The organism is Bradyrhizobium arachidis (assembly GCF_015291705.1).
Taxonomy (GTDB): Bacteria; Pseudomonadota; Alphaproteobacteria; order Rhizobiales; family Xanthobacteraceae; genus Bradyrhizobium; species Bradyrhizobium arachidis.
Genome location: NZ_CP030050.1, coordinates 6,822,167 through 6,847,627, shown reverse-complemented (window position 1 = coordinate 6,847,627; position 25,461 = coordinate 6,822,167). Strand labels below are relative to the sequence as shown.

The window sequence follows — 25,461 nt, the reverse complement described above, 5'->3', positions numbered from 1 at the left end:
GCAGGTCCGCTAAGGGGCCATCACGTACCTTAGCACACTGCTGGTGCCGCGCCCACTATGCGCCTTCAGTAGGTTGCGTCATGCGAGGACACCGACGTCGCGGCTCACCCAGAACAAAGCAGCCGTCTTCGTGGTGCGTATAGCCTTCAAACTTGCGGGTGCTTGGGATCCGAGACGACACTCTTTGTGGCCCGGCGGATCTCAGTAGTCCGCTCAGGGGCACGATCCTACTTGCGACAACTCATCGGGGCGCAGATTTCTTGCGATGCGCCAATAACAGAAGTGGCCCCTATATTATTCGTCGGCGGCACGGTTGATCTATATCAAGCATCCCAACGCAGGGTTTACGATGGTGGATGCCATCGGGCCGTTTCTGGACCGTATGCGGCGGCTCATTTTCCCTCCTCGAAGTAGGGGTGATCATTATGCAATTCTGCCGGCCCAACGAACCCAGTCGTCGCCTCATTCTAGGCGCACTCGCAGCACTGCCCGCGTTATCCGCGCCACTCGCTGCCAGCGCCCAGACACAAACAACGACCGCGCAAGCATCGCTTCCCGCAGCAGCTGGATTTTCGTTCGCTGCGGTCGGCGATACCCGACCAATGATGTATCTGCCGCTGAAAGAAGGGCAGCCGCACCTCAATAGGTTCTTCGTCGAGATGTTCGGCTTGGTCATGCCGGAAAAGGTTGCCGAGGCCATCGTAGCGAAGGATGTGAAGATGATCTTCGATCCGGTCACAAAGGACCTGATCAAAGTAGTCATGCCTTTCGCGTCCAAGACGGAAGTTATGACCTTAACGGTAGATAACGGTCGGGTCACCGAGGCGGCCGTGGAAGACGTGAAACTGCTTCCCGGAGTGCATCGAACGATGTTCCGGCTTCAGGGCGGCGAATGGGTGACCCGTGAAATCGTCAAGGACGTTCAATCCGGTCGCGCCAAATTCGTGATCAATAGCGGCGACGCCGTATGGTGGGGCAATCAGGGCTTGACCGTCAGTGATAGCCCATACTGGAAGCGCGTGAACGATACGATGTTGAAGAAGCTACCCGCGCCAGATGATGAGATGCGCGCAGCCGGGTTGGATGGGCGATTTTTCATGAGCGTGGGCAATCATGAGGTATGGGCCGATCCGAAAATCGAGGGCGTTCTTTCGGCCGTGCCCTATCTAAAGAAGTTCGGTGTCACGCCGGAAAACCTCATCTACAAATTCGACTTCAAGGGCACCCGCTTCATCTATCTGTGGAGCGGCAAGTACGACTACCGTTCGCCGTCTCATTATGGGACGCTGATCGGCCGAAGTATGCGGAGCAGATGACCCAACTTCAGAAGTGGATGGACGAGGCGAAGGCAAGTGGATCGGAAGGCCTTTATCGTCTTCCATTATCCGGTTTTTGCGCGCTCGGGCCTAGGTCCTATCCCGGCTCCCGATAACCCGCACAAGGTGATTGCGTCGTATGCCAAAGACATGGAGGTGGTCGTGCTGAACGGGCACGTCCATACCACGGAAATCTACGAGGTAGATGGGGTGAAGTATCTGATGCTGGGCGGTGGGGGCGCGGAACACGACCCAATTCTTCCCGGTCGAACGAGCATCAAGGTACCCGCTGACTATCCGCCGGACCTCTACTGGAAGGGACAGGCTCCAAAAGAGGAGTACAATTACGTGCTTGTCGATGTCCAGCCCGATCAGAAGACGAAATTCACCCTCAATCGTTTCCGGCCGTGGTCGGCAGAGCCATTCGGGACTGAGGACCTGTTCAACTGAGCCGGATGCCGGTGGTTACGGGAGTGAGGTTCTGGCGACAGCCATACTGATCATTCACGGCCTGGTCGCAGTCGCACTGCTTGGTGCGATGACACACCAGGCTTTAGCGGCATGGGGATCGGCGGACGCGCGACCCAAATCGTTCTTTGGTCGCTTTCGTTCGATACCGGCGGCCTCGTTCGCCAACGCCGTGGTCGTCCTGTATGCCGTTTCTACGCTGCTGGGTGGCATCATCTACCTTTATTTCCGTGTGGACGTCAGGCCCGAACTGGAGCGTGCGGGGCACTGGCATGTCCTCGGCTTCTTCGACCTCAAGGAACATTTCGTAGCAATCGGGTTGGCGTTGCTGCCCGCCTACTGGGTTTGCTGGCGGCGGCCGCTAGCCAACGAACCTGCTCGGACGCGCACGGCGCTCACCTCGATACTCGCCTTGATCGTTTGGTGGGGCTTTCTGTCCGGTCATGTCGCCAACAACATCATGGGTTTCGGCTCATGACATCATCAGCCTCGTTCCGCCGCTTTGCATTCGCATTCGGGACCACGTTCGCGGTTCTCTACGTGGTCGCACTCGCAAGGGACGTCGCTCTTTTCACCGTTTTTCCGTCGCTCGGCATCGTGCTGGCGGGCACGCATCATTCGCGCGACGTGGCTGACCCTGCGATGGGATTTCTAGCTCCAGCGATCTACTGGTACGGGTGGGCCGCGACGGCTGCTCTCGGGGCACTGATCGTCGCCCTCGTCGCTGCCTCGTTTGCCCAACGTCTGGCGCGCTACATTTGGCCGGGATGGGTATGGCTAATTCCTGCGCTTTCGATGATCGCTTGCGTCTATCTCACCCTGCCTTGGTTTCGGCTCTGACTTGGGTGCTCCCGCAATGGGTCATTTTCGACGCATTTGGCAGAGATTGAGGGCTGGTTGATGACCGCTGTCCGTAAGCGCCGTAAAAAGCTCGGGCCAGGAGCATTGCGTTTGGCCGGACTGCCGTGATTCAAACTCCCGAACTGGGGGCTCGAATCATGCGCTACGAACTTGCCGACCATGAATAGACCGCCATCAAGCCGATGCTGCCGAACAAATCGCGTGGCGTTCCTCGGGTGAACGACAGGCGGGTCCTGAATGGCATCTTCTGGGGACTCCAATCAGGAGCACCCTGGCGTGACCTACCGACCGCGTTTGGCCCATACACCACTTGCTACAACCGCTTCGTTAGGTGGCGGCGGGCCGGTGTTTGGGGCCGCATCAAAGAAGCGCTTGCCACTGCCCATGATGCCGCCGTCCAGATGATCGACACCTCCATTGTCCGCGTGCATCAGCATGGAGCCTGCATCACAAGAAACCAGCGCCAATCGATGGGGAGGTCACGCGGCGGCTTGACGAGCAAAATCCATGCGGTGGTCGATGGCAATGGTCTGCCGGTACGGCTGGCGCTGAGCCCGGGTGAGGCCCATGACGTTCGACTCGCCGGAAAACTGCTGTCTCGTCTGAAATCCGGGTCAATGCTGCTTGCCGACCGTGGCTACGTGCGGACTGGATCAGGGACCTTGCCATGAAGAAGGGCGCGTGGGCCAACATCCCGCCGAAAAGCAACCGCAGCGATCCGATCTGCTTCAGCCCCTATCTCTACCGCGCTCGCAACCAGGTGGAGCGGTTCTTCAACAGGATCAAACAATGTCGTCGGGTGGCGACGCGCTACGATAGGCTCGCCGCCAACTACTTCGCATTCGTTCAACTCGCGTCAATCAGGCTATGGCTGCGCCTTAATGAGTCCGCGCCCTAGTCAGCGTTCTCTTTTTATGGGCGTTCTTGTGGGGGACTAGGCGAGATCAATTGCGCGGCTTTCTCGTGCTGAACCGTGCCTTGGCTGCTGTTTCTCGCCAAATTCGTGCTGACCGGAATCATTCTCACCGCCGCCTTCTGGCTGATCGTGCGCTTCAGCGGCCCTGCGCTGGGCGCGTACACTTTCGGGACGACGTGACGCTGGTCCTGCTGGCGGTCGGAGGGACGATCGGCTACGCGCTCGCGATCCTCGTGCTGCTCGGCCGGAGCCGGCTGGTTTCGCTGGTGCGCGGCTAGGCGCGTATCGATAAGCTCGTTTTGCCCGCTCCGGCTACGAAGGCGGTCCAGCAGCGAACGAGAGTGCACAGCCAGCCCTACTCGAAAGTATGTTTCTCGTTCATTATGCTCTGGTAGATTTCGCCTGAAATCATATGGCCAATGCCGCTGAGATCGCCGGGACTGCCGATAAACTGCTGGCCCGCAAGTTGTGCGCCACTGGAGACGTCCCAAAGCCGAAACTCGACTTTGATCCGGTCGTCGGGCTGACGGGTGATGCGTCCGACGACCAATCCCTGTGTGCGGGTTCTGCGCCAATCGGAAAATTCGGGCGGCGCGTCGACATTCACGTTCTTGTCCAGGAACGCCACCTGATCAACTAACTCGAACGCGCCGCTTTGCTTGAGGTCAGAGGCAATGGCCCGCGAGAGTGAACTACCTAGTTCAGTCTCCGAAGGGCCGGCTGCAGCAAAGTCAGGCAACGCTATCCGCATGGGCTGGCCAATTCTAAGAACTGGGCGCTGAACCCAGGGATCGGCACCCGCAGGCACACTCACCGCGATAGCCACGGCGGCAGCGATTATTCGAAAGCTGATCATGATCCCCCAGAAGACGATCTCCACGACTGGAGGTGAGCATTTGGGCAGAAATTGGTGCACGTTCGCATCGGCTCGAACAGTGCCGGCGCGAGGGCTCGCCTCCAGGGTGCAACCAATGTCCGCACATCTCTTGATTTCGTGCGATTCGCGTGCTAGTGGCACCTCATGATCAAATCCGTGCGCAAAGTGAACTCGATGCACATGACCCGCTTCGGCTGGGCCGTGGGAGGAGTCGCGCGCTAGGAATTCGACGACGACATCTTTCCACCAGGGCCCCGCCGGCATCGGACGGGGCCTTTTCATTGGCCACGCTCCCTGCCGGCACAACAGCAGGAGCGTGCGATGCCACCTCAACTGACGAACAGCACATGCGAGACGGAGGGCGATGCCGCGAGGCGCGGCCTCGACCTCTCCATGGTCTTGAGCTTGCTTAGACGATACTGGCGTGTGTTTCAGCAGCAGCGCTTGGGTCAGCGAGTCACCTTGCAGGACTTGAGTGACAGGGAGCTGATGGACATCGGCCTGACGCGCGGCGAGGTCGACTACTTCACGCCTGAGCGCGCGATCGATACGCTGAGGGATCGCGCCGCGGATCTATGGGGGCGCGGTGGGATGTAAGCGATCGACCGTGCGGTGATCCTCGTGCGCGCTTCTCGTCGGCTCGCTGTCTCAAGGCCGACGTCACGGCATCGGCTGGTACAGCCAGAATCGTCAATCTTGGTACTTTTTTTGTAGTCAGGCGCAACGCATCTACTCGCTACGACCATGGATCGGAGCGAGCCAGATCCATCGGGCTCGGCGGGAGTCGCGGTCAATGCAGACAGCTCAGTCGCCGACACAGAGACAGGAGTTCCACACTGCCTGACGTGTGTGGAACTCCGGCGCGTGCGCGCTCCCTCGCATCTCAACCGAAGAGACAAATGACCAAGGAGAGAATCCCATGAAGGCGATCGTTGTAACGGAGCAAGCCGCGGGAACTGCCGGGATGAAGCTGGTGCATCGGCCCGAGCCGCAGGCAGCAATAAACGATGTCGTCGTCCAGATTCATGCGTCGCGATTTATCCCGACTGAGCTTGAGTGGCCCTCGACCTGGGCCGATCGCCTTGATCGCAACCGAACGCCGTCGATCCCCGGGCACGAGCTCGCCGGAGTGGTCTCTGCCCTTGGATATGGAACGACGGGGCTGTCGGTGGGACAACGGGTGTTCGGTCTGGCGGATTGGTATCGCGACGGCACGCTGGCCGAGTACGTGGCGATCGAGGCGCGCAACCTTGCGCCGCTGCCGGGCGACGTCGACTTCACCGTGGGCGCGAGCTTGCCGATCTCGGGCCTGACCGCGTGGCAAGGGCTGTTCCAGCACGGTCGCCTTCAGGCGGGACAGAGTGTGCTGGCACACGGTGCGGCAGGCGCAGTCGGGTCCATGGTGACGCAACTCGCACGAGAGGCCGGAGCCTACGTCATCGGCTCCGGACGTGCCGCCGATCGTCAGACCGTGCTCGACTTCGGCGCGAAGGAGTTCGTCGACCTCGACAACGACGCACTAGAGGACGTCGGCAAAGTCGATCTGGTGTTCGATGTCATCGGTGGCGACATCCAGAAGCGGTCTGCAGCACTCATTCGAGCCGGAGGAACACTGGTGTCTATCGTCGGGCCGGTGGAGGCTCGGCCTTCCCAAGGGCTGGCGATCGATTTCGTCGTCGAGGCTGATCGTGCCCAACTGAGCGAGATCGTCCAGCGGGTGCGGGACGGACGACTGCGGATCAACATCGGCAACGTCTCGACCCTCGACGATGCCGTCGCCGCCTTGAATCCGACCGAGCGACGTAAGGGGAGTACGATTATCCGCGTTCGTCCCTGACCGAAGCACGTCCATTGATGTGCGCAGCCGGCCGGCGCGTCCAGGTCGGCCGGCTGTTGGGAATGTCGGAGCGGGTCAATAATCGGCCTCTCAAAGCGTCGCAAAACGTCGCTTTGCTGCCATCGGCCGCAAGGAGGTTTGAGCGGGCCAGGGATGTCCGCCCGATTGTCGATCTCACAGGGAAATGAGCGAGCTGCGGCCCTTGCGTCCCATGCCGCTATGACAGGCTGGGCAGGGGGCGATCTTTCGCGGACCATGCCCGCCCAAACCCATTTGCCTTGCCACTTTTTCCACGGCAATATGGTTCGCAAAACAACCATGAGAACGGGAAAAGACAATGGCGGCTCCCATCAAGTTCGGCGTTGGCCAAAGCGTGCTGCGCAAGGAGGATGACGCGCTCATCCGCGGCAAGGGCCGCTATACTGACGATTATGCGCCGCAGGCCGCGCTGCGCTGCCTGATGCTGCGCTCGCCGCATGCCCATGCCAAATACACCATCGATGTGAGCCGCGCACGCGGGCTGCCCGGGGTCGCGCTGATCCTGACTGCCGATGACGTGAAGGATCTCGGCAATCTGCCCTGCCTGTTCAATCTCGAGACCGATCCGTTCACCGGCCCGCCTTACCCGATCCTGGCTGGGGACGAGGTGCGCCATGTCGGCGATGCCGTCGCCTTCGTCGTCGCCGAGACCATCGACCAGGCCCGCGACGCGATCGAGGCGATCGAGGTCAAATGGAGCCCGCTGCCGGCGGTGACCGGCGTCGTCAACGCCGTGAAGAAGGGCGCGCCGCAGGTCTGGCCGGACAAATCAGGCAATGTGCTGTTCGACGTCTCGATCGGTGACAAGGCCGCGACCGAAGCCGCCTTTGCCAAGGCGCATGCGGTCGCCGAGATCTCCATCGTCAATCCGCGCGTGGTCGCGAGCTTCATGGAGACGCGCGCCGCCGTCTGCGAATACGACGCCAAGCGCGACCATCTGACGCTGACGGTCGGCAGCCAGGGCAGCCACCGCCTGCGCGACATCCTCTGCCAGAACGTGCTCAACATCCCCACCGACAAGATGCGGGTGATCTGCCCCGACGTCGGCGGCGGCTTTGGCACAAAACTGTTTCCCTACCGCGAATACGCCCTGATGGCGGTCGCCGCGCGCAAGCTGAAGAAGGCGGTGAAGTGGGCGGCCGATCGCTCCGAGCATTTCATGGGCGATGCGCAGGGCCGCGACAACGTCACCACCGCGAAGATGGCGCTGACTGAAGACGGCAAATTCCTCGCGATGGATTGCGACCTCATGGGCGACATGGGTGCGTATCTCTCGACCTTCGGGCCCTACATCCCGCATGGCGGCGCCGGCATGCTGCCGGGCCTCTACGACATCCAGGCCTTCCACTGCCGGGTGCGCACCATCTTCACCAACAGCGTGCCGGTGGACGCTTATCGCGGCGCGGGCCGGCCCGAGGCGGCCTATGTCATCGAGCGCCTGGTCGACGCCTGCGCGCGAAAGCTCGACATGACGCCGGACGCGATCCGCCGCAAGAATTTCATCCCGCCAAAGGCGCTGCCCTACAAGACGGCCACGGGCAAGGTCTATGATTCCGGCGACTTCGCCGCGCATCTCAAGCGCGCGATGGAGATCGCCGACTGGAAGGAATTTCCAAAGCGCGCCAAGGCGGCCAAGAAGGGTGGCCTGATCCGCGGCATCGGGCTCGCCAGCTATGTCGAGATCTGCGGTGTGATGGGTGAGGAGACGGCCAATGTGCGGCTCGATCCCAATGGCGACGTCACCGTCCTGATCGGCACGCAGTCGAGCGGGCAGGGGCACCAGACCGCCTATGCGCAAATCGTCGCAGAACAATTCGGCCTCGCGCCGGAGCGCGTGCACGTCCGTCAAGGCGATACCGACGAGATCGCGACCGGCCTCGGCACCGGTGGCTCGGCATCGATCCCGTCAGGCGGTGTCAGCGTCGAGCGTGCTACGCGCGAGCTCGGCTCGAGGCTGAAGGAGATCGCGGCGCAGGCGCTGGAAGCCAGCGCCGGCGACCTCGAGATTTCGGAAGGAATGGTGCGCATCGCCGGCACCGACCGCTCGATCTCGTTCGCCGATCTCACCAAGCGGCCCGGCGTCGATCCGTCGAAGCTGAATGGCAGCGCGACCTTTGCCAGCGCCGACGGCACCTACCCGAACGGCACGCATCTGGCGGAGATCGAGATCGATCCGGCGACCGGCATCATCAAGATCGTCAACTACGTGATCGTCGACGATTTCGGCAAGACGCTCAATCCGCTGCTGCTGGCGGGGCAGGTGCATGGCGGCGCCATGCAGGGCATCGGCCAGGCCTTGATGGAGCAGGTGGTCTATGGCGCGGGCGACGGCCAGCTCATCACCGCGACCTTCATGGACTACGCGCTGCCGCGCGCGGCGGATGGTCCGGCCTTCGTGTTCGAGACCAACAACGTCCCCTGCAAGACCAATCCGATGGGGGTGAAGGGCGCGGGCGAGGCCGGGGCGATCGGCTCCTGTCCGGCCGTGGTCAACGCCATCGTCGATGCGCTCTGGCGCGAATACAAGATCGACCACATCGACATGCCGGCGACGCCGGAGCGGGTGTGGATCGCCATCAACGAGCATCACCGCCGTCACAGCCTGTAAGTTCAAGCCGAGCCAAATCATCCCAAGCGCGGCGATTAATCGTCGCACTTGGGACGGAATGAAATCTGCCAAGCGGTGTTGGCCCCATTGTGGGGTCAGCACGATCCTGTCTCAAGGAAAGGGATTTTGCGAATGAAGCGAGTGTTGGTAGTTGCGGGCGCGCTGCTGTTCGGTATGGGCGCGGTCTGGGCGCAGCATGAGACCGTCAAGGAGGTCCAGACGCTCATGAAGGGCAACGGCAAGAACGCCGGCGCGGTGGCTGCGATGGTCAAGGGCGAGAAGCCCTACGATCAGGCCACGGTGGACGCGGCGCTGACGCAGTTCGCGGACACCGCCAAGAAGCTGCCGAGCCTGTTTCCGGCGAGCGCCAAGGGCGTGAAGCTTGACGGCGATTACTCGGCCTCGCCGAAGATCTGGGAGGACAAGGCCGGCTTCGAGGCCAAGGTCGCCAGCTTCGCCAAGGTCGTCGGCGAGGCCAAGGGCAAGATCAAGGATCTGGATTCGCTCAAGGCGAATTTCCCCGCGGTCGGCAAGGAATGCGGCGGCTGCCACGAGACGTTCCGAATCAAGAACAGCTGAGGCGCTTTTCGCCTTCGCTCTTCGCGCTTCGGCGGACAAGCCGCTCCATCCGGCTACCAACTGTCAACGAAGGGCGCTGCGCAAGCAGCCGCCCTTTTTCGTTGCCTCGCATGTCGCGGCTGGACGCAGGCCGACTTTCGTAGGACACTGCAAGCGAAATGCTTCTTGAGAGTCGTATCGTGCCGCGCCATGTCCTCTGCCTGTTTGCCGTTCTGATCGCTGTCCTGTTCGCGCCCGGCGCGAGAGCGGCCGATCTCAAGGTGATGATCTCGGCCGGCTTCTTCAACGTGTACAAGGAGCTCGGTCCCGCGTTCGAGGCATCGACCGGACACAAACTCGTCACCACGCGCGGACCTTCGATCGGCGATTCGCCAGAGGCGATCCCGACGCGCCTCGCGCGCGGCGAGGACGCCGATGTCGTGATCATGGATGGCGTCGGCGTCGATCTCCTCGACAAGCGCGAGCTGACGCGCCCCGGCAGCCGGATTCAGCTCGCGCAATCGTTCATCGGCATGGTGGTGCGCGCGGGTCAACCCAAGCCCGACATCAGCACGATGGACTCGCTGCGCAAGACACTGCTTGCGGCCAAATCCATCGCTTATTCGGACAGTTCGAGCGGCACCTATCTGTCGACGGTCGGCTTCAGGAAGCTCGGCGTTGCCGACGAGATCGCCGGCAAGACCCGCAAGGTGCCGGGTCCGCCCTCGGGCGAGCCGGTGGCTGCGGTCGTTGCCCGCGGCGAGGCGGAGATCGGATTCCAGCAGGTCGCCGAGCTGATGCATGTTCCGGGCGTTGATCTCGCGGGCACGGTGCCAGCCGAGATCCAACCGCCGACTTACTACGTCGGCGCGTTGCCGAAGAATTCGCAGCATCCCGAGGCCGCAATCGCCCTGCTTAATTTCCTGTCCTCCGCGGACGCAGCAGCTGCCATCATCAAAGCCGGGTTGAAGCCGTTGCCGGCGCACTGAAGGCGGGCCGGCGCGTCGTCTTTGCGTGATCTGAAGGCCGTACATTGCGTGCGATGAGTAGCGGACTCCGCTTTCTTTGATGCGAGCCGTCGGAACCGGCGCGTCCGATTCCGATTGCTTCAGCATCGCGAAAGCTCAGGCGCGGCGCGCATCTCGATCAGGACCAGCGAGGCAAGCCATGGCAAAACCGTTCCCGTCGAAGACTCACATCGCCAACCATATGCTGCATCCGGAAACGCTGATGCTGACCTATGGCTACGATCCGCAGCTCTCGGAAGGCGCCATCAAGCCGCCGGTGTTCCTGACCTCGACCTTCGTGTTCAAGACGGCCGAGGACGGGCAGGACTTCTTCGATTTCGTCTCCGGCCGGCGCGAGCCGCCGGAGGGGATGGGCGCGGGTCTCGTCTATTCGCGCTTCAATCATCCCAACAGCGAGATCGTCGAGGACAAGCTCGCGGTCTACGAGCGCACCGAAAGCTGCGCGCTGTTCTCGTCCGGCATGGCGGCGATCGCAACCACGATCCTCGCTTTCGTGCGGCCGGGCGACGTCATCCTGCACTCCCAGCCGCTCTATGGCGGGACCGAAACGCTGCTGACGAACACGCTTGCGCGCCTGTCGATCGGCGCCGTCGGCTTCGCAGACGGTGTCGACGAGACGGCGGTCAGGCAGGCTTCGGAAGAGGCGATGGGCAAGGGCCGCGTTGCGATGATCCTGATCGAGACGCCGGCCAACCCGACCAACGGCCTCGTCGACATCGCGATGATCCGGCGCGTTGCAGATGCGATCGGAAAAGCGCAGGGACTTGTTCCGGTCATCGCCTGCGACAACACGCTGCTGGGACCGGTGTTTCAGCGGCCGATCGAGCATGGCGCGGATATTTCATTGTATTCTCTCACCAAATATGTCGGCGGTCATTCCGACCTGATCGCGGGCGCCGCGCTCGGCAGCAAGGCGATCATGAAGGGCATCAAGGCGCTGCGCGGCGCCATCGGCACCCAGCTCGATCCGCATTCCTGCTGGATGATCAACCGCTCGCTGGAGACGCTCAGCCTTCGCATGGAGAAAGCCGATGCGAATGCGCGCCTCGTGGCTGATTTTCTGCGCGACCATGCCAAGGTCGCGACGGTGCATTACCTCGGCCATCACGAAGAGGCATCGCCCGCGGGGCGCGTGTTCGCGCGGCAGTGCCTCGGCGCCGGATCGACGTTCTCGTTCGACATCGCCGGCGGCAAGGACGCGGCGGTGAAATTCCTCAACGCGCTGCAGATCTTCAAGCTCGCGGTGAGTCTCGGCGGAACGGAGTCGCTCGCCAGCCTGCCGGCGACGATGACTCACTCCGGCGTTCCCGCCGACATCCGCCAGAAGATCGGCGTGCTCGATTGCACGATCCGGCTGTCGATCGGCATCGAGAATCCGGCGGACCTGATCGCCGATCTCGGGCATGCGCTGAACGCCGCCTGAGCGCGCTTCAAAGTGGATTGGACGCGCGGCAGGCCGACATGATCGCCGCGGCGGCCTCGTTGCTCTGCGCGCCGGAGAGCTGACGCACGAGGCAGACATAATAGCCCTTGCTGGATGCGTTCAGCAGCGAGTCGCCGTTGACGACAAGCCAGTTGCAGGCCGAACGGATATACTGGACCGCAAGGGGCGATCGCGTGTCGCGGAGCGCGGACAGCTCGCATTGCGCCTGCCTTTCCTGGTCGCTTTGCGCTGCGACCGGTCCGGAGAACGCAACAATCGCAGCGGCCGCGACAGCGCCGGCCAGGACGTATGACGGCGTGCTGTTCCGTCTGCGGATGCCTGCGACGTTGGGCCGACCGAGAACGCTGGAAACGAGGCGCACGGTGTCACTCTTCGGATTGGGTAATCGCGCCGAACTTTATGGCCGAAATCGGAGGGCTGGCAAGGCGCGAGGCCGCAAATTGGCGGACTGCGACATCTTCGCTCAAATTGAAAAGGCCGGACGCGCTTGCCGCGCACCCGGCCTTTGCCGATGAAGCAGTCTCTTACTTCGTCACCTGTCCGCGGATCTCGCCGCCCGGATTGGCTGCGGTGTGGATGTTGACGTAGAGCTTGCCGGCGAGGAGATCGGCGGCCTGGGCGTCGGTCAGCGTCGCCGAGCCCTCGACCGGGCTCGAGGCTGCATTCGGGATCGGGACCATGACGCCGGCGTTCTTGCCGGTTTCGGCCGGGCCGTGGAAATGCGCGGCGGTGGCGGGGCCGGACAGGCCGGAATAGGTGACCTTCCAGGACAGCTTCTTGCTGGCGGCGTCATAGTCCAGATCGGCCGTCCCCGTGCCGCTGCTGGTCGTTGCCGGCACCTCGGCCTTGCCGTCGAGTGTTGCTTTCAGCTTTTCGGCGCTGGCCGAGCCTGCAAAAGCCAAAGTGCCGAGTGCGAACACGGCGATCACGGTCTTGTTCATGACATTCTCCCTGGTGACCTCGTTGGACTGCCAAACTTTCAACAGCCGCCGTTTCAGTTTATTCCCGTTGCCGCCGGGGACGGACTAAATTCTTCGTGGCTGGAGCCGCGCGGAGAGAGGTCATAGGCTTGCCGCAACCGCGTGGATGGACCTGATGTTGCAACGAACAATGATCGCGGCGCTGCTCGCAGCAATCGTAGCCGGCGGCGTCTATTGGTGGCTCAGCGCGCCGGTGGTGGCCGCCGTGAGCGCCGCGCCAGCCCATGTGCCGAACCTTGCCAATGGCGAGGTGGTGTTCAACGCCGGCGGCTGCGCGTCCTGCCATGCCGTTCCCGGCCAGGACGATCGTCTCAAGCTCGGCGGCGGTGTCGCGATCAAGTCGCCGTTCGGAACGTTCTACGCGCCGAACATCTCGCCCGATCCGACCGACGGCATCGGCAAATGGCGAGAGGCCGATTTCGTCAACGCGGTGATGCACGGGGTCTCACCCAGCGGGCAGCATTACTTTCCTGCGTTTCCCTATACCTCCTATCAGCATGCCAAGCGCGAGGACGTGCTCGATCTCTTCGCCTATCTGAAAACGCTGCCGCCAGTTGCAGGCAAGGTGCGCGACCATGACGTGGGCTTTCCCTTCGACATCCGCCGCAACATCGGCATCTGGAAATTCCTGTTTATGGACGGCAAGCCGTTCGTCGCCGATAGCAGCAAGTCACCGCAGTGGAATCGCGGCGCCTATCTCGTCAACAGCTTCGGCCATTGCGCCGAGTGCCACAGCCCGCGCAACGCGCTCGGCGGCATCATCTCCGGCGAGCGCTTTGCCGGCGGCCCCAATCCGGAAGGCGAGGGCTGGGTGCCCAACATCACGCAGAAGCGCCTTGGCGAATGGAGCGCCAAGGACATCGCCTATTTCCTCAAGACCGGCGAATTGCCCGACGGCGACAGCGTCGGCGGCGCGATGACACGCGTGATCAAGAACACCTCGCAATTGCCGGACGAGGATATCGCGGCGATGGCGGAGTACATCAAATCGTTGCCGCCGGTGGACGGACCGACGCCGCCCAAGCGCAAGGCGGCAAGCTAGCGAAAGCCCCTTTAGGCTCTTGTTTGAGCATGATCTCCGCGCAAGCGCGTTCCGCGTTTGTCGCGAGGGAAAACCGCTTCGCACTTTGCGCTAACGCGGCCCTGCGGGTCCGGATCAGCTCTAGCTCGTGCCGAAGGCCTTGAAGGTGATGATGGTGAGGGTGTCCTGGATGCCCGGCAGCACCTGCACCTTCTCATTGATGAAGTGGCCGATGTCGGTGTCCTTGTCGACGTAGAACTTCACCAGCAAATCGTAATGGCCTGCGGTGGAGTAGATCTCGGAGGCGATCTCGGCTTCGGCAAGCGCGTTGGCCACCGTGTAGGACTGGCCGAGCTTGCATTTGATCTGGACGAAGAAAGGAACCATTGCAGTCACTCCGAAGGCATATCTGCCGCTAATAGGCCAAAACCGGTCGGGATTGGCAAGCGAACTTGCTGGCCGCGGGGATTTGCCGCCCGCGGCCATCGTTCGTGATGCCCGGCTGCGGCGGCCCCTCAGGATGGGGTCCCGTTTCACGACGAGATATCAGACCCTCATGGTGAGGAGCCCGCGAAAGCGGGGCGTCTCGAACCAGGCAGGCCCGACCAAGTTCGGTAGCCTCCGATCGAGGGGCCTACGAGATCACGGCGGCCGCGGCAAACGCTTCCCTCAGCCGCTGTGCGAGCTCGGCCTTGCGGTAGGGCTTGGTCAGCAGGATCGCCTGGGCATGCGCGCGGCCCTGCTCGACCAGGGTCTCCAGCGCGTAGCCGGAGGTGAACAGGACCGGCAGGCCCGGGCGAATCCGCCGCGCCTGCTCGGCAAGCTCCCAGCCGCTCATGCCGCCGGGCATCACGATGTCGGTGAACAGCATGTCGATACCGGGTTCGGCGCGCAGCCGCTGCAACGCCTCCTTGCCGTTGACCGCGGCAACGACGCTGTAGCCGAGTGCCTCCACCCTGCGAATGGCGGAGGAACGGACGAACGGATCGTCCTCCGCGATCAGGATGGTTTCGTAGCCTCGCGGCGCCGCCTCCTCGCCGTCGGCAAGGTCGCCCGCAGATGGTCCCGCGTCGGCGCGCGGCAAATAGATCCGGACCGTCGTGCCCAGGCGTTGCTCGCTGTAGATCGCGACATGGCCGTCGGATTGCTTGGCGAAGCCATAGACCATGCTGAGGCCGAGGCCAGACCCCTTGCCGACCTCCTTGGTGGTGAAGAACGGCTCGAAGGCGCGTTCGATGACACCAGGCGTCATGCCTTCACCGTCGTCGGTGACCGCGATCATGGCGTAGCTGCCGGATGCGACTTCGGGGTGAAGGGCGCGATAGTCCTCGTCGATCGCAGCCAGCTCCGTGCTCAGCGTCAGGTGTCCTCCTGACGGCATGGCATCCTGCGCGTTGAGCGCAAGGTTCAGCACGGCGGATTCGAGCTGGGCGCGGTCGGCAAAAGCCAGGATCGTGCCGGGGCCGGAAGCGGTCCTGATCTCGATGTCCTCGCGCAAGGTGCGTTTGAGCAGCTTGAACATGGACTCGAGCAGGTTGCGGCAATCGATCGTCTGCGGCTGGAGCAGCTGGCGGCGGCTGAACGCGAGCAGTCGCTGCGTCAGCTCGGCGCCCCGTTCGCCCGACAGGCAAATGTCGTCGGCAAACCGTCGCAGGTCAGGCCTTGCCTTGAGCTGCTCGCTCAAATGCTCGGCGTTGCCGATCATGACGGTGAGCAGGTTGTTGAAGTCGTGCGCGATGCCGCCGGAGAGCTGGCCGACCGTCTCCATCTTCTGCGCCTGCTGGAGTTGCTGCTCGGTCAGCTTGCGCGCGGTGAGGTCGTGGACGATGCCGACGAAGATCAACTCGCCGTCCTGCCGGGCCTGGCCGACCGAGAGGTCCATCGGAAAGGTCGATCCGTTCCTGCGCAGGCCGACGGCCTCGCCGCCGGTCGCGAAATGCCTCGCGCGGCTGTCGGGCGCGGCGTCCGCGCCTGAAATCAACATGCCGACGTTCCGGTTCATCACCTCGCCGGCCTGATAGCCGAACAGGCGCTCGCAGGCCGGATTGAACAGCAGGATGCGGTCCTGCGCGTCGAACAGGATGACGCCGTCGACCGCGGTCTCGACGATCGCGGTGAGGCGCACCACGCTCTCGCGCATCGCGCGCTGGGCTTCGCCGACCTGCTTGAGCAGGAGCGTCGCGTCCCGGCGCTTGATCTCCTCCTCCTCGAGCGCGGCCTGGACCTGCCGCAGTTCGAACGGAGAGGGGACCGTCAGGATCTTCGGCAGCAGCGGCCAGAGCGCGCCGGCAGTGAAGATGGAGGCCGCGGCCGTGACCGCCTTGACGAGGCCCTCAATGCCGTAGATCGGGACCCAGAGCGTGTAGATCGCCAGCACATGGGTCAGGCCGCAGGCCATGATGAAGATCGCGAACGCCCAATAGACCCAACCGAATTTGAGGTCGCGCCGTTTGGTGACGAAAATGGCGAGGGCGAAGGGAATCGAGAAATAGGCGGCGGCGATGATCGCGTCGGAGACGACATGGAGCCAGATCAGTTCGGGTTCCCACAGCAGGCAGATGCCGTGCGGCGAGAACATCGAGGAGTCGAGGATGCGTTCGAGAAAGGCCCACATGGTTCCACCCCAAGCTGGCATTCGAGGCTTCTCGGGCCGGGGCGGCCCGCATCGCTGCTGCCGTTGGACGGGTCCCGCCGCCCAACGTCTCACGCATGGACACACACGCCGAACGCGAGACCGTACCAAGGGGACGGCGCGGTTGCATTTTGCAAGCCCGCACGATTGCGGGCCGCCGGTGCCGCGCCGGATCGGCTCCACCTGATTCGCGGGGCCGTCAGCACAGCGAATCACGGCTGGCCGCGGCCCGCAACGCTTGCTGGCGTTCCACGGCCGCGCTAGGACAGGCCATGGCGCAGTTCCTATCAAGCAAATGCATGCCGCGATGACGACGCCGGTCGCACTCACCATCGCCGGCTCGGATTCGAGCGGCGGCGCCGGCATCCAGGCGGACCTGAAGACCTTTGCCGCGTTCGGCGTCTACGGCGCCTCCGCGATCACGGCGCTGACGGCGCAGAACACGCGCGGCGTCACCGGCATCCACGCGGTGCCGGCCGATTTCGTCACCGCGCAGATCGACGCGGTGTTCTCCGATCTCGAGGTCGGCGCGGTGAAGATCGGCATGGTGGCCCAGGCCGCCAGCATCGATGCGATCGCGGCCGCGCTGACGCGCTGGAAGCCCCGCCATATCGTGCTCGATCCCGTGATGGTCGCGACCTCCGGCGATCGCCTGCTGGCGTCCGAAGCCGTGGACGCGCTGCGCACGCGACTGATGCCGCTCGCCTCCGTGATCACGCCCAATCTGCCGGAGGCCGCCGCGCTGCTCGACGAGCCCGTTGCGGCCAGCGAGGCGGAGATCGAGCGTCAGGGCCGCCGCCTGCTGGCGCTCGGCTGCGGCGCGGTGCTGATCAAGGGCGGCCACGGCGAGGGGGCCGAGAGCATCGACTATCTCGTAAATTCGGAAAAAACGATATCACTTGCCGCCCCGCGCGTCGCCACACGCAACACCCATGGCACCGGCTGCTCGCTGTCGTCGGCGGTCGCGGCCGGGCTCGCCAGGGGCGAAGATCTCGAGCGCTCCGTGCAGAGCGCCAAGGCCTGGATCAGCGCGGCGATCGCCGCCGCCGACCGCTTCAGCGTCGGCCACGGCCACGGGCCGATCCATCATTTCCACAAGTTCTATTGACGCCGGCCTCGCGCGGCACGGCGGCTCCCGGCGTTAACCAATAACGCCTTGGGGTTCCGTAGCTTTGCGGGCGGTCATCGCCGCTTCATGTCGCCTGATTGTCGCATGCGACTGATATTCGCGGGGAGGGCGAGGCAAGGTTTGATTCGTAACTGAGGGTGCCTCAAAGGTTCAATCGTCATCCCCCTGTCACGGGAAATTGTTACGGGCGGTCGCATGGGAAGTTACGATGTGAGTGACGAGAGCCCGGAGCGGCGCTTTCGCACGTTGTTCATCTCCGACGTTCATCTCGGAGCCCGCGGTTCTCAAGCCGACCTTCTGCTCGACTTCCTGCGCTACCACGATGCCGATACGATCTATCTCGTGGGCGACATCGTCGACGGCTGGGCGCTGAAATCGAGCTGGCACTGGCCGCAATCGCATAACGACCTCGTCCAGAAGCTGCTGCGCAAGGCGCGCAAGGGCGCCAAGATCATCTACGTGCCCGGCAATCACGACGAGTTCCTGCGCAACTATTACGGCACGCATTTCGGCGGCATCGACGTCGTCGAGAACACCGTCCACACCGGCGTGGATGGCAAGCGTTACCTCGTCATCCACGGCGACATCTTCGACCTCGTGGTGCAGAACGCGCGCTGGCTCGCGCATCTCGGCGACAAGGCCTACGACTTCGCGATCCAGATGAATCGCTTCGTCAACTTCTTCCGCCGCATGTTCGGCGTGCCCTATTGGTCGCTATCGCAATGGGCCAAGCAGAAGGTCAAGAACGCGGTCAACTATATCGGCGCGTTCGAGCAGGCGCTCTCCGCCGAGGCACGGCGCCATGACGCCGACGGCGTGATCTGCGGCCACATCCATTACGCCGTGATCCGCGACGAGAACGGCATCCGCTACATGAACTGCGGTGACTGGGTCGAGAGCTGCACCGCGCTGGTCGAGCACGACGACGGCAATTTCGAGATCATCACCTGGGCCGACCAGCTGCGGAAGCCGGCACAAGTTCCGCAGGTGGCAGCCAGAGCTGCGTAACAGAGGCGGCTTGATGCGCATCCTGGTCGCGACCGACGCCTGGCACCCGCAAGTCAACGGTGTGGTTCGGACGCTGACCAAGCTCGCTGAGGCCGCCAAGGGGCTCGGTGTCGAGTTCACGTTCCTGACGCCGCAATCGTTCCGCACCTTCGCGATGCCGAGCTATCGCGACGTGCGGCTGGCGATGCCGCGTCCGGCGCGGATCGCGAAGCTGATCGAGGAAGCGCGCCCCGACAGCATCCATATCGCGACCGAAGGGCCGATCGGCCTGATGGTCCGCCGCTATTGCCGCCAGCGCAAGCTGCCGTTCACGACCAGCTTCCACACCCGTTTCCCCGAATATGTCCGCGCCCGCGTGCCGGTGCCGGGCTCACTGATCTGGCGGGCGCTGCGCCGCTTTCACGCGCCGAGCCGCGCCGTGATGGCGGCGACGCCGGCACTCGCCTGCGAATTGACCGAGCGCGGTTTCGACAATGTCGTGTTGTGGCCGCGCGGCGTCGACACTCACTTGTTCCATCCCCGCGCCATCGACCTGTGCCTGCCGGCGCCGGTGTTCCTCTCGGTCGGCCGCGTCGCGGTGGAGAAGAACCTCGAAGCCTTCCTTGAGCTCGACCTGCCTGGCACCAAGGTGGTCGTCGGCGACGGCCCGGCGCGCGCCTCGCTGGAAGACGCCTATCCCGATGCGATCTTCCTAGGAGAGAAGCACGGCGAGGCACTGGCGGAGATCTATGCCGCCGCCGATGTTTTCGTCTTTCCCAGCAAGACCGACACGTTCGGCCTGGTGCTGCTGGAGGCGCTCGCAAGCGGCCTGCCGGTTGCGGCCTTTCCGGTGAAGGGCCCGCGCGACGTGATCGGTGATGCGCCGGTCGGCGCGCTCGATCACGACCTACGCAGCGCGTGTTTCGCGGCGCTCGGGATCTCCCGGCAGGACTGCGTCGAGTTCGCCGCCAACTACACCTGGGAGGCCTCGGCCCGGGTCTTCATCGACAGCATCCAGGCGGTCGGCGCTGTGCTATCAGGCAGGAATGGGGCAGATCCGGTTAGTTTCGTAGCCTGAAAACCGGGATTCATCGCGCGGAGGTGTCTTGCCCGCGCTCAGGCTGCCGCGATAAGTTCGGGCCATGACCGAACAGCTCCTTCCGATCGGCCCTGCCGATATAGATGCCGCAGCGCGCGTGATCGCGCCCTACGCCATCCGCACCCCGCTGTTGTCCTTTCCCGTGCTCAACGAGCGTGTCGGTGCCAAAGTGTTCCTGAAGCCGGAGATGCTCCAGCGCACCGGCTCCTTCAAGTTCCGCGGCGCCTTCAACAAGGTGTTCTCGATCCCGCAGGACAAGCGCGCCGGCGGCGTCGTCGCGTTCTCCTCCGGCAACCACGCCCAGGGCGTGGCGGCGGCAGCCAAAATCCTCGACATGCAGGCAACCATCGTGATGCCGGCGGACGCGCCGCTGTCGAAGCGCGAGCGCACCAAGTCCTACGGCGCCGAGGTCGTGCTGTATGATCGCGACAAGGACGACCGCGAGGCGATCTCGCGCGGCATCGCCGAGAAGCGCGGCGCGACGCTGGTCAAACCCTATGACGATCCGTTCGTGATCGCAGGGCAGGGCACCGCCGGCCGCGAGATCGCAGAGGACATGGCGGCACTCGGCCTTGCTCCCGATATCGTGGTCGCGCCGGCCTCCGGCGGCGGTCTGATCGCGGGCGTTGCGACCGCCGTGAAGGCGCGTTATCCGCAGGCCGAGATCGTCGTGGCCGAGCCCGAGTCGTTCGACGATCACGGCATTTCGCTCACCGCCGGCCATCGCGAGCCGCATCCGCCTGCGGGCCGCACCATTTGCGATGCGCTGATGGCGCTGATGCCTGGCGAGATGACGTTCGCCATCAACAGCAAGCTGCTGGCGCGTGGCGTCACAGCATCGGACAAGGAAGTCGGCGCGGCCGTCGGCTTTGCCTATCGTGAGCTGAAGCTCGTGGTCGAGCCGGGCGGCGCGGTGGGTCTTGCCGCGCTGCTGGCGGGACGCCTTGATGTTGCCGGGAAGAACGTCGTGATCGTGCTCTCCGGCGGCAATGTCGATGCGGATCTGTTTGCCGAGCTGGTGGCTTGATCCTCTAATCGACATGATCCGCCTCTTCCCGTCGGGAAGCAATCGCATGTGAGATGAGTGTTGGGCGCGCTGATGCGTCCACGGCGTCATGGCCGGGCTTGACCCGGCCATCCACGCCTTTTCTGACGGCACGAAGAACGTGGATGCCCGGGACAAGCCCGGGCATGACGACCTCTTCCAAGCCTGCAAGGGCTGCGAGAACCCGTGTTCCCCGACACGACAAAGGGGCAGAGCGTCGCCGCTCTGCCCCTTCTGCTGTTGCGCTGATCGCGATCAGTGCATGAAGCCGCCGCGGCGATTGTTGCCGCCATTGTTCATGCTCGGCGCCTGGTTCATCGACTGGCGGAAGTTGTTGCCGCCGTTGTTGACCATGCGGTTGGTCGTATTGAGCTGCGGGCGATTGTTGTTGTTCTGCTGGTTGTTCTGCACCTGCACCTTGTTCACCGGATTGTTGTTGAGCTTGACGATGCCGGTGTTGCCGTTGTTGACGCGGATCGGATTGGTCTGCGTCTGAACGACCGGCTTGGTGTCGACAGTCGTGCCGCCCTTGCCGACGTTCACCGGCATGCTGACGATCTTGCCCGGGTTGCCGTTGCCAGTGCCTTTGCCAGTACCGGTGCCATTGCCGGCGTTCGGCGCGTTGTTGGTCGCGGGCAGGGTGATAATCTTGCCGGTGCCGCCACTATTGTTGGTCGTGTTGGTCGGCGCAGGCAGGGTGACGATCTTGCCCGGGTTCTGCGAGGGCGTGCCGTTCGGCTGGTTGTTACCCGCCGGCAGGTTGACGACCTGGCCGCCATTGCCGAGCTTGCCGATCACGTTGCCGTCGATCGGCTTCTGCACGACCGGCAGGTTGGCGTTGATCTGGCCACCACCATTACCCTGCTGCATCAGCGGCATGTATTTGGGCTGGCCGAGATTGCCGACCTTGAACGTCGGGGCAATGTTCTGCGGCGCCAGGAACTTGGTCGCTTGCATCAGGGGGATCAGCTTCGGCTGCGCTGCAAGCTTCAGTGCGGACGAGCCATAGGGGCTGTTGCCGTAGCTGTCGTAGAAGCTCTGGTAGCCGATCGGCGAGTTCGCCAGCACCGCCTTGTGCCAGGCCTGCGTGAGCAGCAGGTTGTTGAGCAGCCAGCGGATGTGGTCGCACAGCGGGTCGTGCGGGTACATCTGGATGAACTCCTGATAGTACTCCGGCCGGCCCTCGGACAGGACGTAGTCATAGGCCTGGCGCGTCGAGCGGCTGGGCAGGTTGGAGGCCATCTGCACCACAGGCGCATTCAGCGGCGCGCGGTTGGCGGCAACGGCGGTGTCGCCGAAGAAGGTGAAGTCGCTCGTCAGCGACGAGCTCTCCCAGGGGATCTGCGCGCCGCTGGTGGTCTGGTTCACCTGAAGACGCACGCGCTTGAACAGCTGCTCGATCGGCACGTTCGGCTCATGCGCGATGTTGAGGAAGGCCTGCGTATAGGGGCTGTGGCCATTGGTGCCGTCGAGCGCTTCGGCGCCCGGCGCGGTGGAATAGCCGACGATCGAGCCGTTCGGCGCGTCGACGATGGCAAGGCCGCGGCCGGCGTCGTTGACGCTCGGGAACGGATTGTTGCGGCAGGCATCGAGGATGACGATGCGCATGCGGCTCGGGATCGACTCCAGCGTCGACATCACGTCGACCAGGCGCACCGAATTGTTGACGAGCTCGTTGGGGCTGGAGACCTTGGCATCGACCGGCACGAGGTAGTTCTCGCCGGCGAGCTGCACGCCGTGGCCAGCGTAATAGACCATCGCCACGGTGTTCGGACCGCGCGCGGACACTTTGGCGGAAAAGTCCTGGACCACGCGAAGCATGTCGTTCTGGGTCAGGTCGGTCGCGGCAACCACCTCGAAACCGGCCGAGTTCAGGAACTGCGCCATCGACTGCGCGTCATTGTCGGGATTTTGCAGCTGCGGCGCGTTCTGGTAGTTCGAATTGCCGATCACCAGCGCGACCCGCTGCTCCGGGCCTTGCAGCGCGGTGGGGGCGGGCTCCACGGGAGCGACTTGCGCGGAAACAGGGCCGCCGAGAAAGCCGAACAGGCTTCCCACGAGGCTAGCCGTCATCAGGAAAGGCTTTAGGCGGAACATGGCGTGCTCCTCTGGCACTGATCTCGATGCGAGATTGGTTGCGAGGCAGACTGGCCGCGTTCGAGTTCGGGGTCCGTGACCGCGGTCACCATGATAGGCTGCGTGATCTGAATCACGCTGGAATCTGCTATGGTGAAAAATCGCTTGAGAGGACAGTCCGCCCCATGCTGAAATCGATCGATCCAATCCTGACGCCTGACCTGCTCTGGCTGCTGGCTTCGATGGGCCATGGCGACGACCTCGTCTTCGTCGATGCCAACCATCCGGCCACCCGCATCGCGCAGAGCACCACGTCGCAGCGCCTGATCCAGCTGCCGGGCATGAGCATGGAGACCGCCATCCGCGCGATCATGTCGGTCTATCCGCTCGACGATTTCGATCCAGACCCGGTGCGCGTGATGGCGCCCGTCGACGATCCCGATCGCGTCCCCGATGTGCAGCGCGCGGTGCTGGCCGAGATCGAGCGCGCTGCCGGCCGCGCTGTTGCGCCGGGCAAGCTCTCGCGTCCGGATTTCTATCGCGCGGCGGCTGCCGGCTTCGGCGTGGTGCAGGTCGGCGACAGCAGGGGCTATGGCTGCTTTCTGATCCGCAAGGGCGTGATCTAAAGCATGATCCGGACCCGCAGGGCCGCGTTAGCGCAAAGTGCGAAGCGGTTTTCCCTCGCGACAAACGCGGAACGCGTTTGCGCGGAGATCATGCTCAAACAACAACCTAAAGCGCGATGGCGATTCATCCCAATCTCATCGCGCTTTAGCCGCGACCGACCAGATGAGCCGCCGAGCGCCAGGCGTGCTGCGACAGCGCCTGGAGGTTGCGAACCGCCTCGACACGCAGCAGGGCAGCGTCGGCGGTCAGGCTTCCATTGGCGACAGCGCCGAGCGTCCCACTTCGGTGGACCCGCAGCATTTCACCGAGCTGTGCCATGCAGCGCTCGAGCTCGGCGATCGCCTCGTCGGGCGGATTCGCGCGCGGACCGGCCATCGCATCGCCGGCGTGCGCGGCGGCCACGGGGTGCGGCGCTCCATCGATGCCGGTCGACACCGCCACACCGCGCGCAATCGCGGCTGCGCTTCGCATGACTTCTGCACATAGCTCTCGGGCGCGGATGTCCTCAGGTCCGCCGGCCGCCGCGCCAGGATTGTCTCGTCCGTTGGCGAGGTCGGTCAGTCGAGATGCGTGGTCGAGTGCGTGCAGCGTGCTCGTGAGACGACGTTGCTCATCGTCGGTATCAGGAGGTCCGGCGACATCCGACAGGAATATTTGCGCCCGGCTCACGGCATCGGCCGCTTCCTGCGTGGAGACGACGTCCTTGCCCAGGCGTATCGGTCCAGCGCGGCCAACCAGTTGCGCCTCGACCGAACCGCACACCGTCAGGAGCACACGCGCGATCGTGCGCCTTACCGCCTCCACCGCCACGATCGGGGTCTGAAGCGCCGAGGGATCGAGGCAGCGCGTCAGCGGCGAGCCACGGTCGGGCAGAATCCGTTCGACCAATCGTGTGAACGGGGTGATCAACGGCAGCAGGACCGCGACGCCGACGACGTTGAACGCCGTGTGATATCCCGCCAGCAGCGTGACGCCGTCGATCGTGTCCAAGGCGCGCAGCAGCAAGGGCGTCACGACGGGGAACACCACGATCGCGATGAGCGCAGCGATCAGCTTGAACAGGACGTAGGCGATGGCCAGGCGTTTTGCGGTGGCGCTGGCGCCGATCGCGGCGAGCGCGGAGCTCGTCGCCGTTCCGATGTTCTGGCCGATGATCAGCGCGCAGGCCTGGTCCAACCCGATCGCGCCCGCGAAATAGCCGGACAAGGTCACCGCGATGGCGGCCGTCGACGATTGCATCAGCGCGGTCATGACCAATCCGATCACCACCAGCGCCAGTACGCCGAACAGCCCCGACCACCATGGCACCCCTGGACTGCCGAGGACCGCGGGCAGGTCTGCCGGGTGCAATCGTTCCGCTAGCCCGCCCATGCCCTGTTGCAGGGTCGTCAAACCGAACAGCACGAGTCCAAAGCCTGCGAGCGCGGCGCCGACGCCGGAGATCCGCCCCTTGGCGAGAAGCTTGGTCAGAGCGCCGACGAAGATCATTGGCAGCGCGGCGGCCGTGAGCGAGACGCGGACGCCGATCAGTGCGACCAGCCAGCCGGTTCCCGTGGTGCCGATATTGGCGCCGAAGACGAGGCTCAAGCCTTGCTGGAACGTCAGCAGGCCGGCGCTGACGAGGCCGATCGTCGTCATGGTCGTTGCGCTGGAGGACTGCACCAGCAGCGTGACAATCGCCCCCCAGAACGAGCCGAGCAGGGGCGTCGAAGCCGCCTTGCCGAGCACCACGCGCAACGCAGTACCGGCCAGCGTCTTCAGGCCCTCCGTCATCACGGTCATGCCGAGCAGGAAGAGACCTATCCCGCCGAGCGTCGAGATCGCCGTGGACATGCGCGCGCCTTCTGTCAGGGCACCATGACTAGCGAGGTCGACAGTACAGCAACAAAGCCCCGATGAGTGGGATCAATTAT

Annotated in this window: 25 protein-coding genes; 18 read left to right on the top strand and 7 right to left on the bottom strand. The window is 63.8% G+C overall.

What is annotated here, in order from left to right:
- The first annotated feature begins 356 nt into the window (after positions 1–356).
- The 6 genes from WN72_RS46525 (at position 357) to WN72_RS47100 (ending at position 3,741) form a co-directional block, all read left to right on the top strand.
- The gene (locus tag WN72_RS46525; protein WP_208617477.1) at positions 357–1,316 is read left to right on the top strand and encodes a hypothetical protein; all 960 of its coding nucleotides are present in this window, start codon (positions 357–359) and stop codon (positions 1,314–1,316) included.
- A gap of 36 nt (positions 1,317–1,352) precedes the next feature.
- On the top strand, positions 1,353–1,766 hold the full coding sequence (locus WN72_RS46520) for a hypothetical protein (protein ID WP_208617478.1): 414 nt from the start codon (positions 1,353–1,355) through the stop codon (positions 1,764–1,766).
- Positions 1,767–1,854: 88 nt separating this feature from the next.
- Positions 1,855–2,262, top strand: a complete 408-nt coding sequence (locus WN72_RS32225; protein WP_092213292.1) for a hypothetical protein — start codon at positions 1,855–1,857, stop codon at positions 2,260–2,262.
- The gene (locus WN72_RS32220) at positions 2,259–2,624 is read left to right on the top strand and encodes a hypothetical protein (protein ID WP_092213294.1); all 366 of its coding nucleotides are present in this window, start codon (positions 2,259–2,261) and stop codon (positions 2,622–2,624) included. Before WN72_RS32225 ends, WN72_RS32220 begins: the two co-directional genes overlap by 4 nt.
- Before the next feature lie 203 nt (positions 2,625–2,827).
- A protein-coding gene (locus WN72_RS32215) for an IS5 family transposase (RefSeq protein ID WP_092213296.1) occupies positions 2,828–3,543 on the top strand; the annotation gives its coding sequence in 2 pieces (ribosomal slippage) (positions 2,828–3,287 and positions 3,287–3,543; 717 coding nt in all).
- Positions 3,544–3,618: 75 nt separating this feature from the next.
- Complete coding sequence (locus tag WN72_RS47100) at positions 3,619–3,741, top strand: DUF2839 family protein (RefSeq protein ID WP_244553672.1); 123 nt, start codon at positions 3,619–3,621, stop codon at positions 3,739–3,741.
- A gap of 175 nt (positions 3,742–3,916) precedes the next feature.
- Here WN72_RS47100 and WN72_RS32205 read toward each other — a convergent pair whose 3' ends face one another.
- Positions 3,917–4,720 carry a hypothetical protein gene (locus WN72_RS32205; RefSeq protein ID WP_143130544.1) on the bottom strand — a complete coding sequence of 268 codons (804 nt, stop codon included), beginning with the start codon at positions 4,718–4,720 and terminating at the stop codon, positions 3,917–3,919.
- A gap of 39 nt (positions 4,721–4,759) precedes the next feature.
- Here WN72_RS32205 and WN72_RS32200 point away from each other — a divergent pair, with 39 nt between their 5' ends.
- The 6 genes from WN72_RS32200 to WN72_RS32175 all read left to right on the top strand — a co-directional run bounded on the left by WN72_RS32200 (position 4,760) and on the right by WN72_RS32175 (position 11,931).
- A complete protein-coding gene (locus tag WN72_RS32200) occupies positions 4,760–5,035 on the top strand; it encodes a YjiS-like domain-containing protein (RefSeq protein WP_027560410.1) in 276 nt (91 codons plus the stop codon).
- Between the two features lie 322 nt (positions 5,036–5,357).
- Positions 5,358–6,275, top strand: coding sequence for an NADP-dependent oxidoreductase (locus WN72_RS32195; protein ID WP_092213301.1), 918 nt, complete (start codon positions 5,358–5,360; stop codon positions 6,273–6,275).
- A gap of 337 nt (positions 6,276–6,612) precedes the next feature.
- On the top strand, positions 6,613–8,922 hold the full coding sequence (locus WN72_RS32190; RefSeq protein WP_027560408.1) for a xanthine dehydrogenase family protein molybdopterin-binding subunit: 2,310 nt from the start codon (positions 6,613–6,615) through the stop codon (positions 8,920–8,922).
- Between the two features lie 132 nt (positions 8,923–9,054).
- Positions 9,055–9,501, top strand: coding sequence for a c-type cytochrome (locus tag WN72_RS32185; RefSeq protein WP_027560407.1), 447 nt, complete (start codon positions 9,055–9,057; stop codon positions 9,499–9,501).
- Between the two features lie 179 nt (positions 9,502–9,680).
- Complete coding sequence (locus WN72_RS32180; protein WP_231164081.1) at positions 9,681–10,469, top strand: substrate-binding domain-containing protein; 789 nt, start codon at positions 9,681–9,683, stop codon at positions 10,467–10,469.
- Positions 10,470–10,647: 178 nt separating this feature from the next.
- Positions 10,648–11,931, top strand: coding sequence for a cystathionine gamma-synthase family protein (locus tag WN72_RS32175; RefSeq protein ID WP_092213303.1), 1,284 nt, complete (start codon positions 10,648–10,650; stop codon positions 11,929–11,931).
- Positions 11,932–11,938: 7 nt separating this feature from the next.
- On the opposite strand, the gene WN72_RS32170 is transcribed toward WN72_RS32175, so the two are convergent.
- Together WN72_RS32170 and WN72_RS32165 are read right to left on the bottom strand one after the other, a co-directional pair.
- Positions 11,939–12,313, bottom strand: coding sequence for a VF_A0006 family four-cysteine protein (locus WN72_RS32170; protein ID WP_027560405.1), 375 nt, complete (start codon positions 12,311–12,313; stop codon positions 11,939–11,941).
- 163 nt (positions 12,314–12,476) lie between these two features.
- Positions 12,477–12,893, bottom strand: coding sequence for a CHRD domain-containing protein (locus WN72_RS32165; RefSeq protein WP_027560404.1), 417 nt, complete (start codon positions 12,891–12,893; stop codon positions 12,477–12,479).
- 154 nt (positions 12,894–13,047) lie between these two features.
- Between WN72_RS32165 and WN72_RS32160 the strand changes: the two genes are divergently transcribed.
- Entirely contained in the window at positions 13,048–13,974 is a 927-nt protein-coding gene (locus WN72_RS32160; RefSeq protein ID WP_092213779.1) for a c-type cytochrome, read from the top strand.
- A 120-nt stretch (positions 13,975–14,094) separates the two neighbouring features.
- Here WN72_RS32160 and WN72_RS32155 read toward each other — a convergent pair whose 3' ends face one another.
- Together WN72_RS32155 and WN72_RS32150 are read right to left on the bottom strand one after the other, a co-directional pair.
- Positions 14,095–14,340: an Lrp/AsnC ligand binding domain-containing protein gene (locus WN72_RS32155; protein WP_027560402.1), complete on the bottom strand. Its 246-nt coding sequence runs from the start codon at positions 14,338–14,340 to the stop codon at positions 14,095–14,097.
- Positions 14,341–14,587: 247 nt separating this feature from the next.
- The gene (locus tag WN72_RS32150) at positions 14,588–16,567 is read right to left on the bottom strand and encodes a hybrid sensor histidine kinase/response regulator (RefSeq protein ID WP_244553673.1); all 1,980 of its coding nucleotides are present in this window, start codon (positions 16,565–16,567) and stop codon (positions 14,588–14,590) included.
- Between the two features lie 325 nt (positions 16,568–16,892).
- Between WN72_RS32150 and thiD the strand changes: the two genes are divergently transcribed.
- The 4 genes from thiD (at position 16,893) to WN72_RS32130 (ending at position 20,827) form a co-directional block, all read left to right on the top strand.
- A complete protein-coding gene (gene thiD, locus WN72_RS32145) occupies positions 16,893–17,693 on the top strand; it encodes a bifunctional hydroxymethylpyrimidine kinase/phosphomethylpyrimidine kinase (RefSeq protein WP_092213781.1) in 801 nt (266 codons plus the stop codon).
- Between the two features lie 216 nt (positions 17,694–17,909).
- The gene (locus WN72_RS32140; RefSeq protein ID WP_027560399.1) at positions 17,910–18,722 is read left to right on the top strand and encodes a UDP-2,3-diacylglucosamine diphosphatase; all 813 of its coding nucleotides are present in this window, start codon (positions 17,910–17,912) and stop codon (positions 18,720–18,722) included.
- A gap of 13 nt (positions 18,723–18,735) precedes the next feature.
- Positions 18,736–19,779, top strand: a complete 1,044-nt coding sequence (locus tag WN72_RS32135) for a glycosyltransferase family 4 protein (protein ID WP_092213783.1) — start codon at positions 18,736–18,738, stop codon at positions 19,777–19,779.
- Between the two features lie 64 nt (positions 19,780–19,843).
- The gene (locus WN72_RS32130) at positions 19,844–20,827 is read left to right on the top strand and encodes a threonine/serine dehydratase family protein (protein WP_027560397.1); all 984 of its coding nucleotides are present in this window, start codon (positions 19,844–19,846) and stop codon (positions 20,825–20,827) included.
- Between the two features lie 273 nt (positions 20,828–21,100).
- Here WN72_RS32130 and WN72_RS32125 read toward each other — a convergent pair whose 3' ends face one another.
- Positions 21,101–22,942 carry a caspase family protein gene (locus WN72_RS32125; RefSeq protein ID WP_167380645.1) on the bottom strand — a complete coding sequence of 614 codons (1,842 nt, stop codon included), beginning with the start codon at positions 22,940–22,942 and terminating at the stop codon, positions 21,101–21,103.
- Positions 22,943–23,106: 164 nt separating this feature from the next.
- Here WN72_RS32125 and WN72_RS32120 point away from each other — a divergent pair, with 164 nt between their 5' ends.
- Complete coding sequence (locus WN72_RS32120; protein ID WP_027560395.1) at positions 23,107–23,547, top strand: RbsD/FucU family protein; 441 nt, start codon at positions 23,107–23,109, stop codon at positions 23,545–23,547.
- 145 nt (positions 23,548–23,692) lie between these two features.
- On the opposite strand, the gene WN72_RS32115 is transcribed toward WN72_RS32120, so the two are convergent.
- Positions 23,693–25,381, bottom strand: a complete 1,689-nt coding sequence (locus WN72_RS32115; protein WP_092213309.1) for a Na/Pi cotransporter family protein — start codon at positions 25,379–25,381, stop codon at positions 23,693–23,695.
- Between the last annotated feature and the right edge of the window lie 80 nt (positions 25,382–25,461).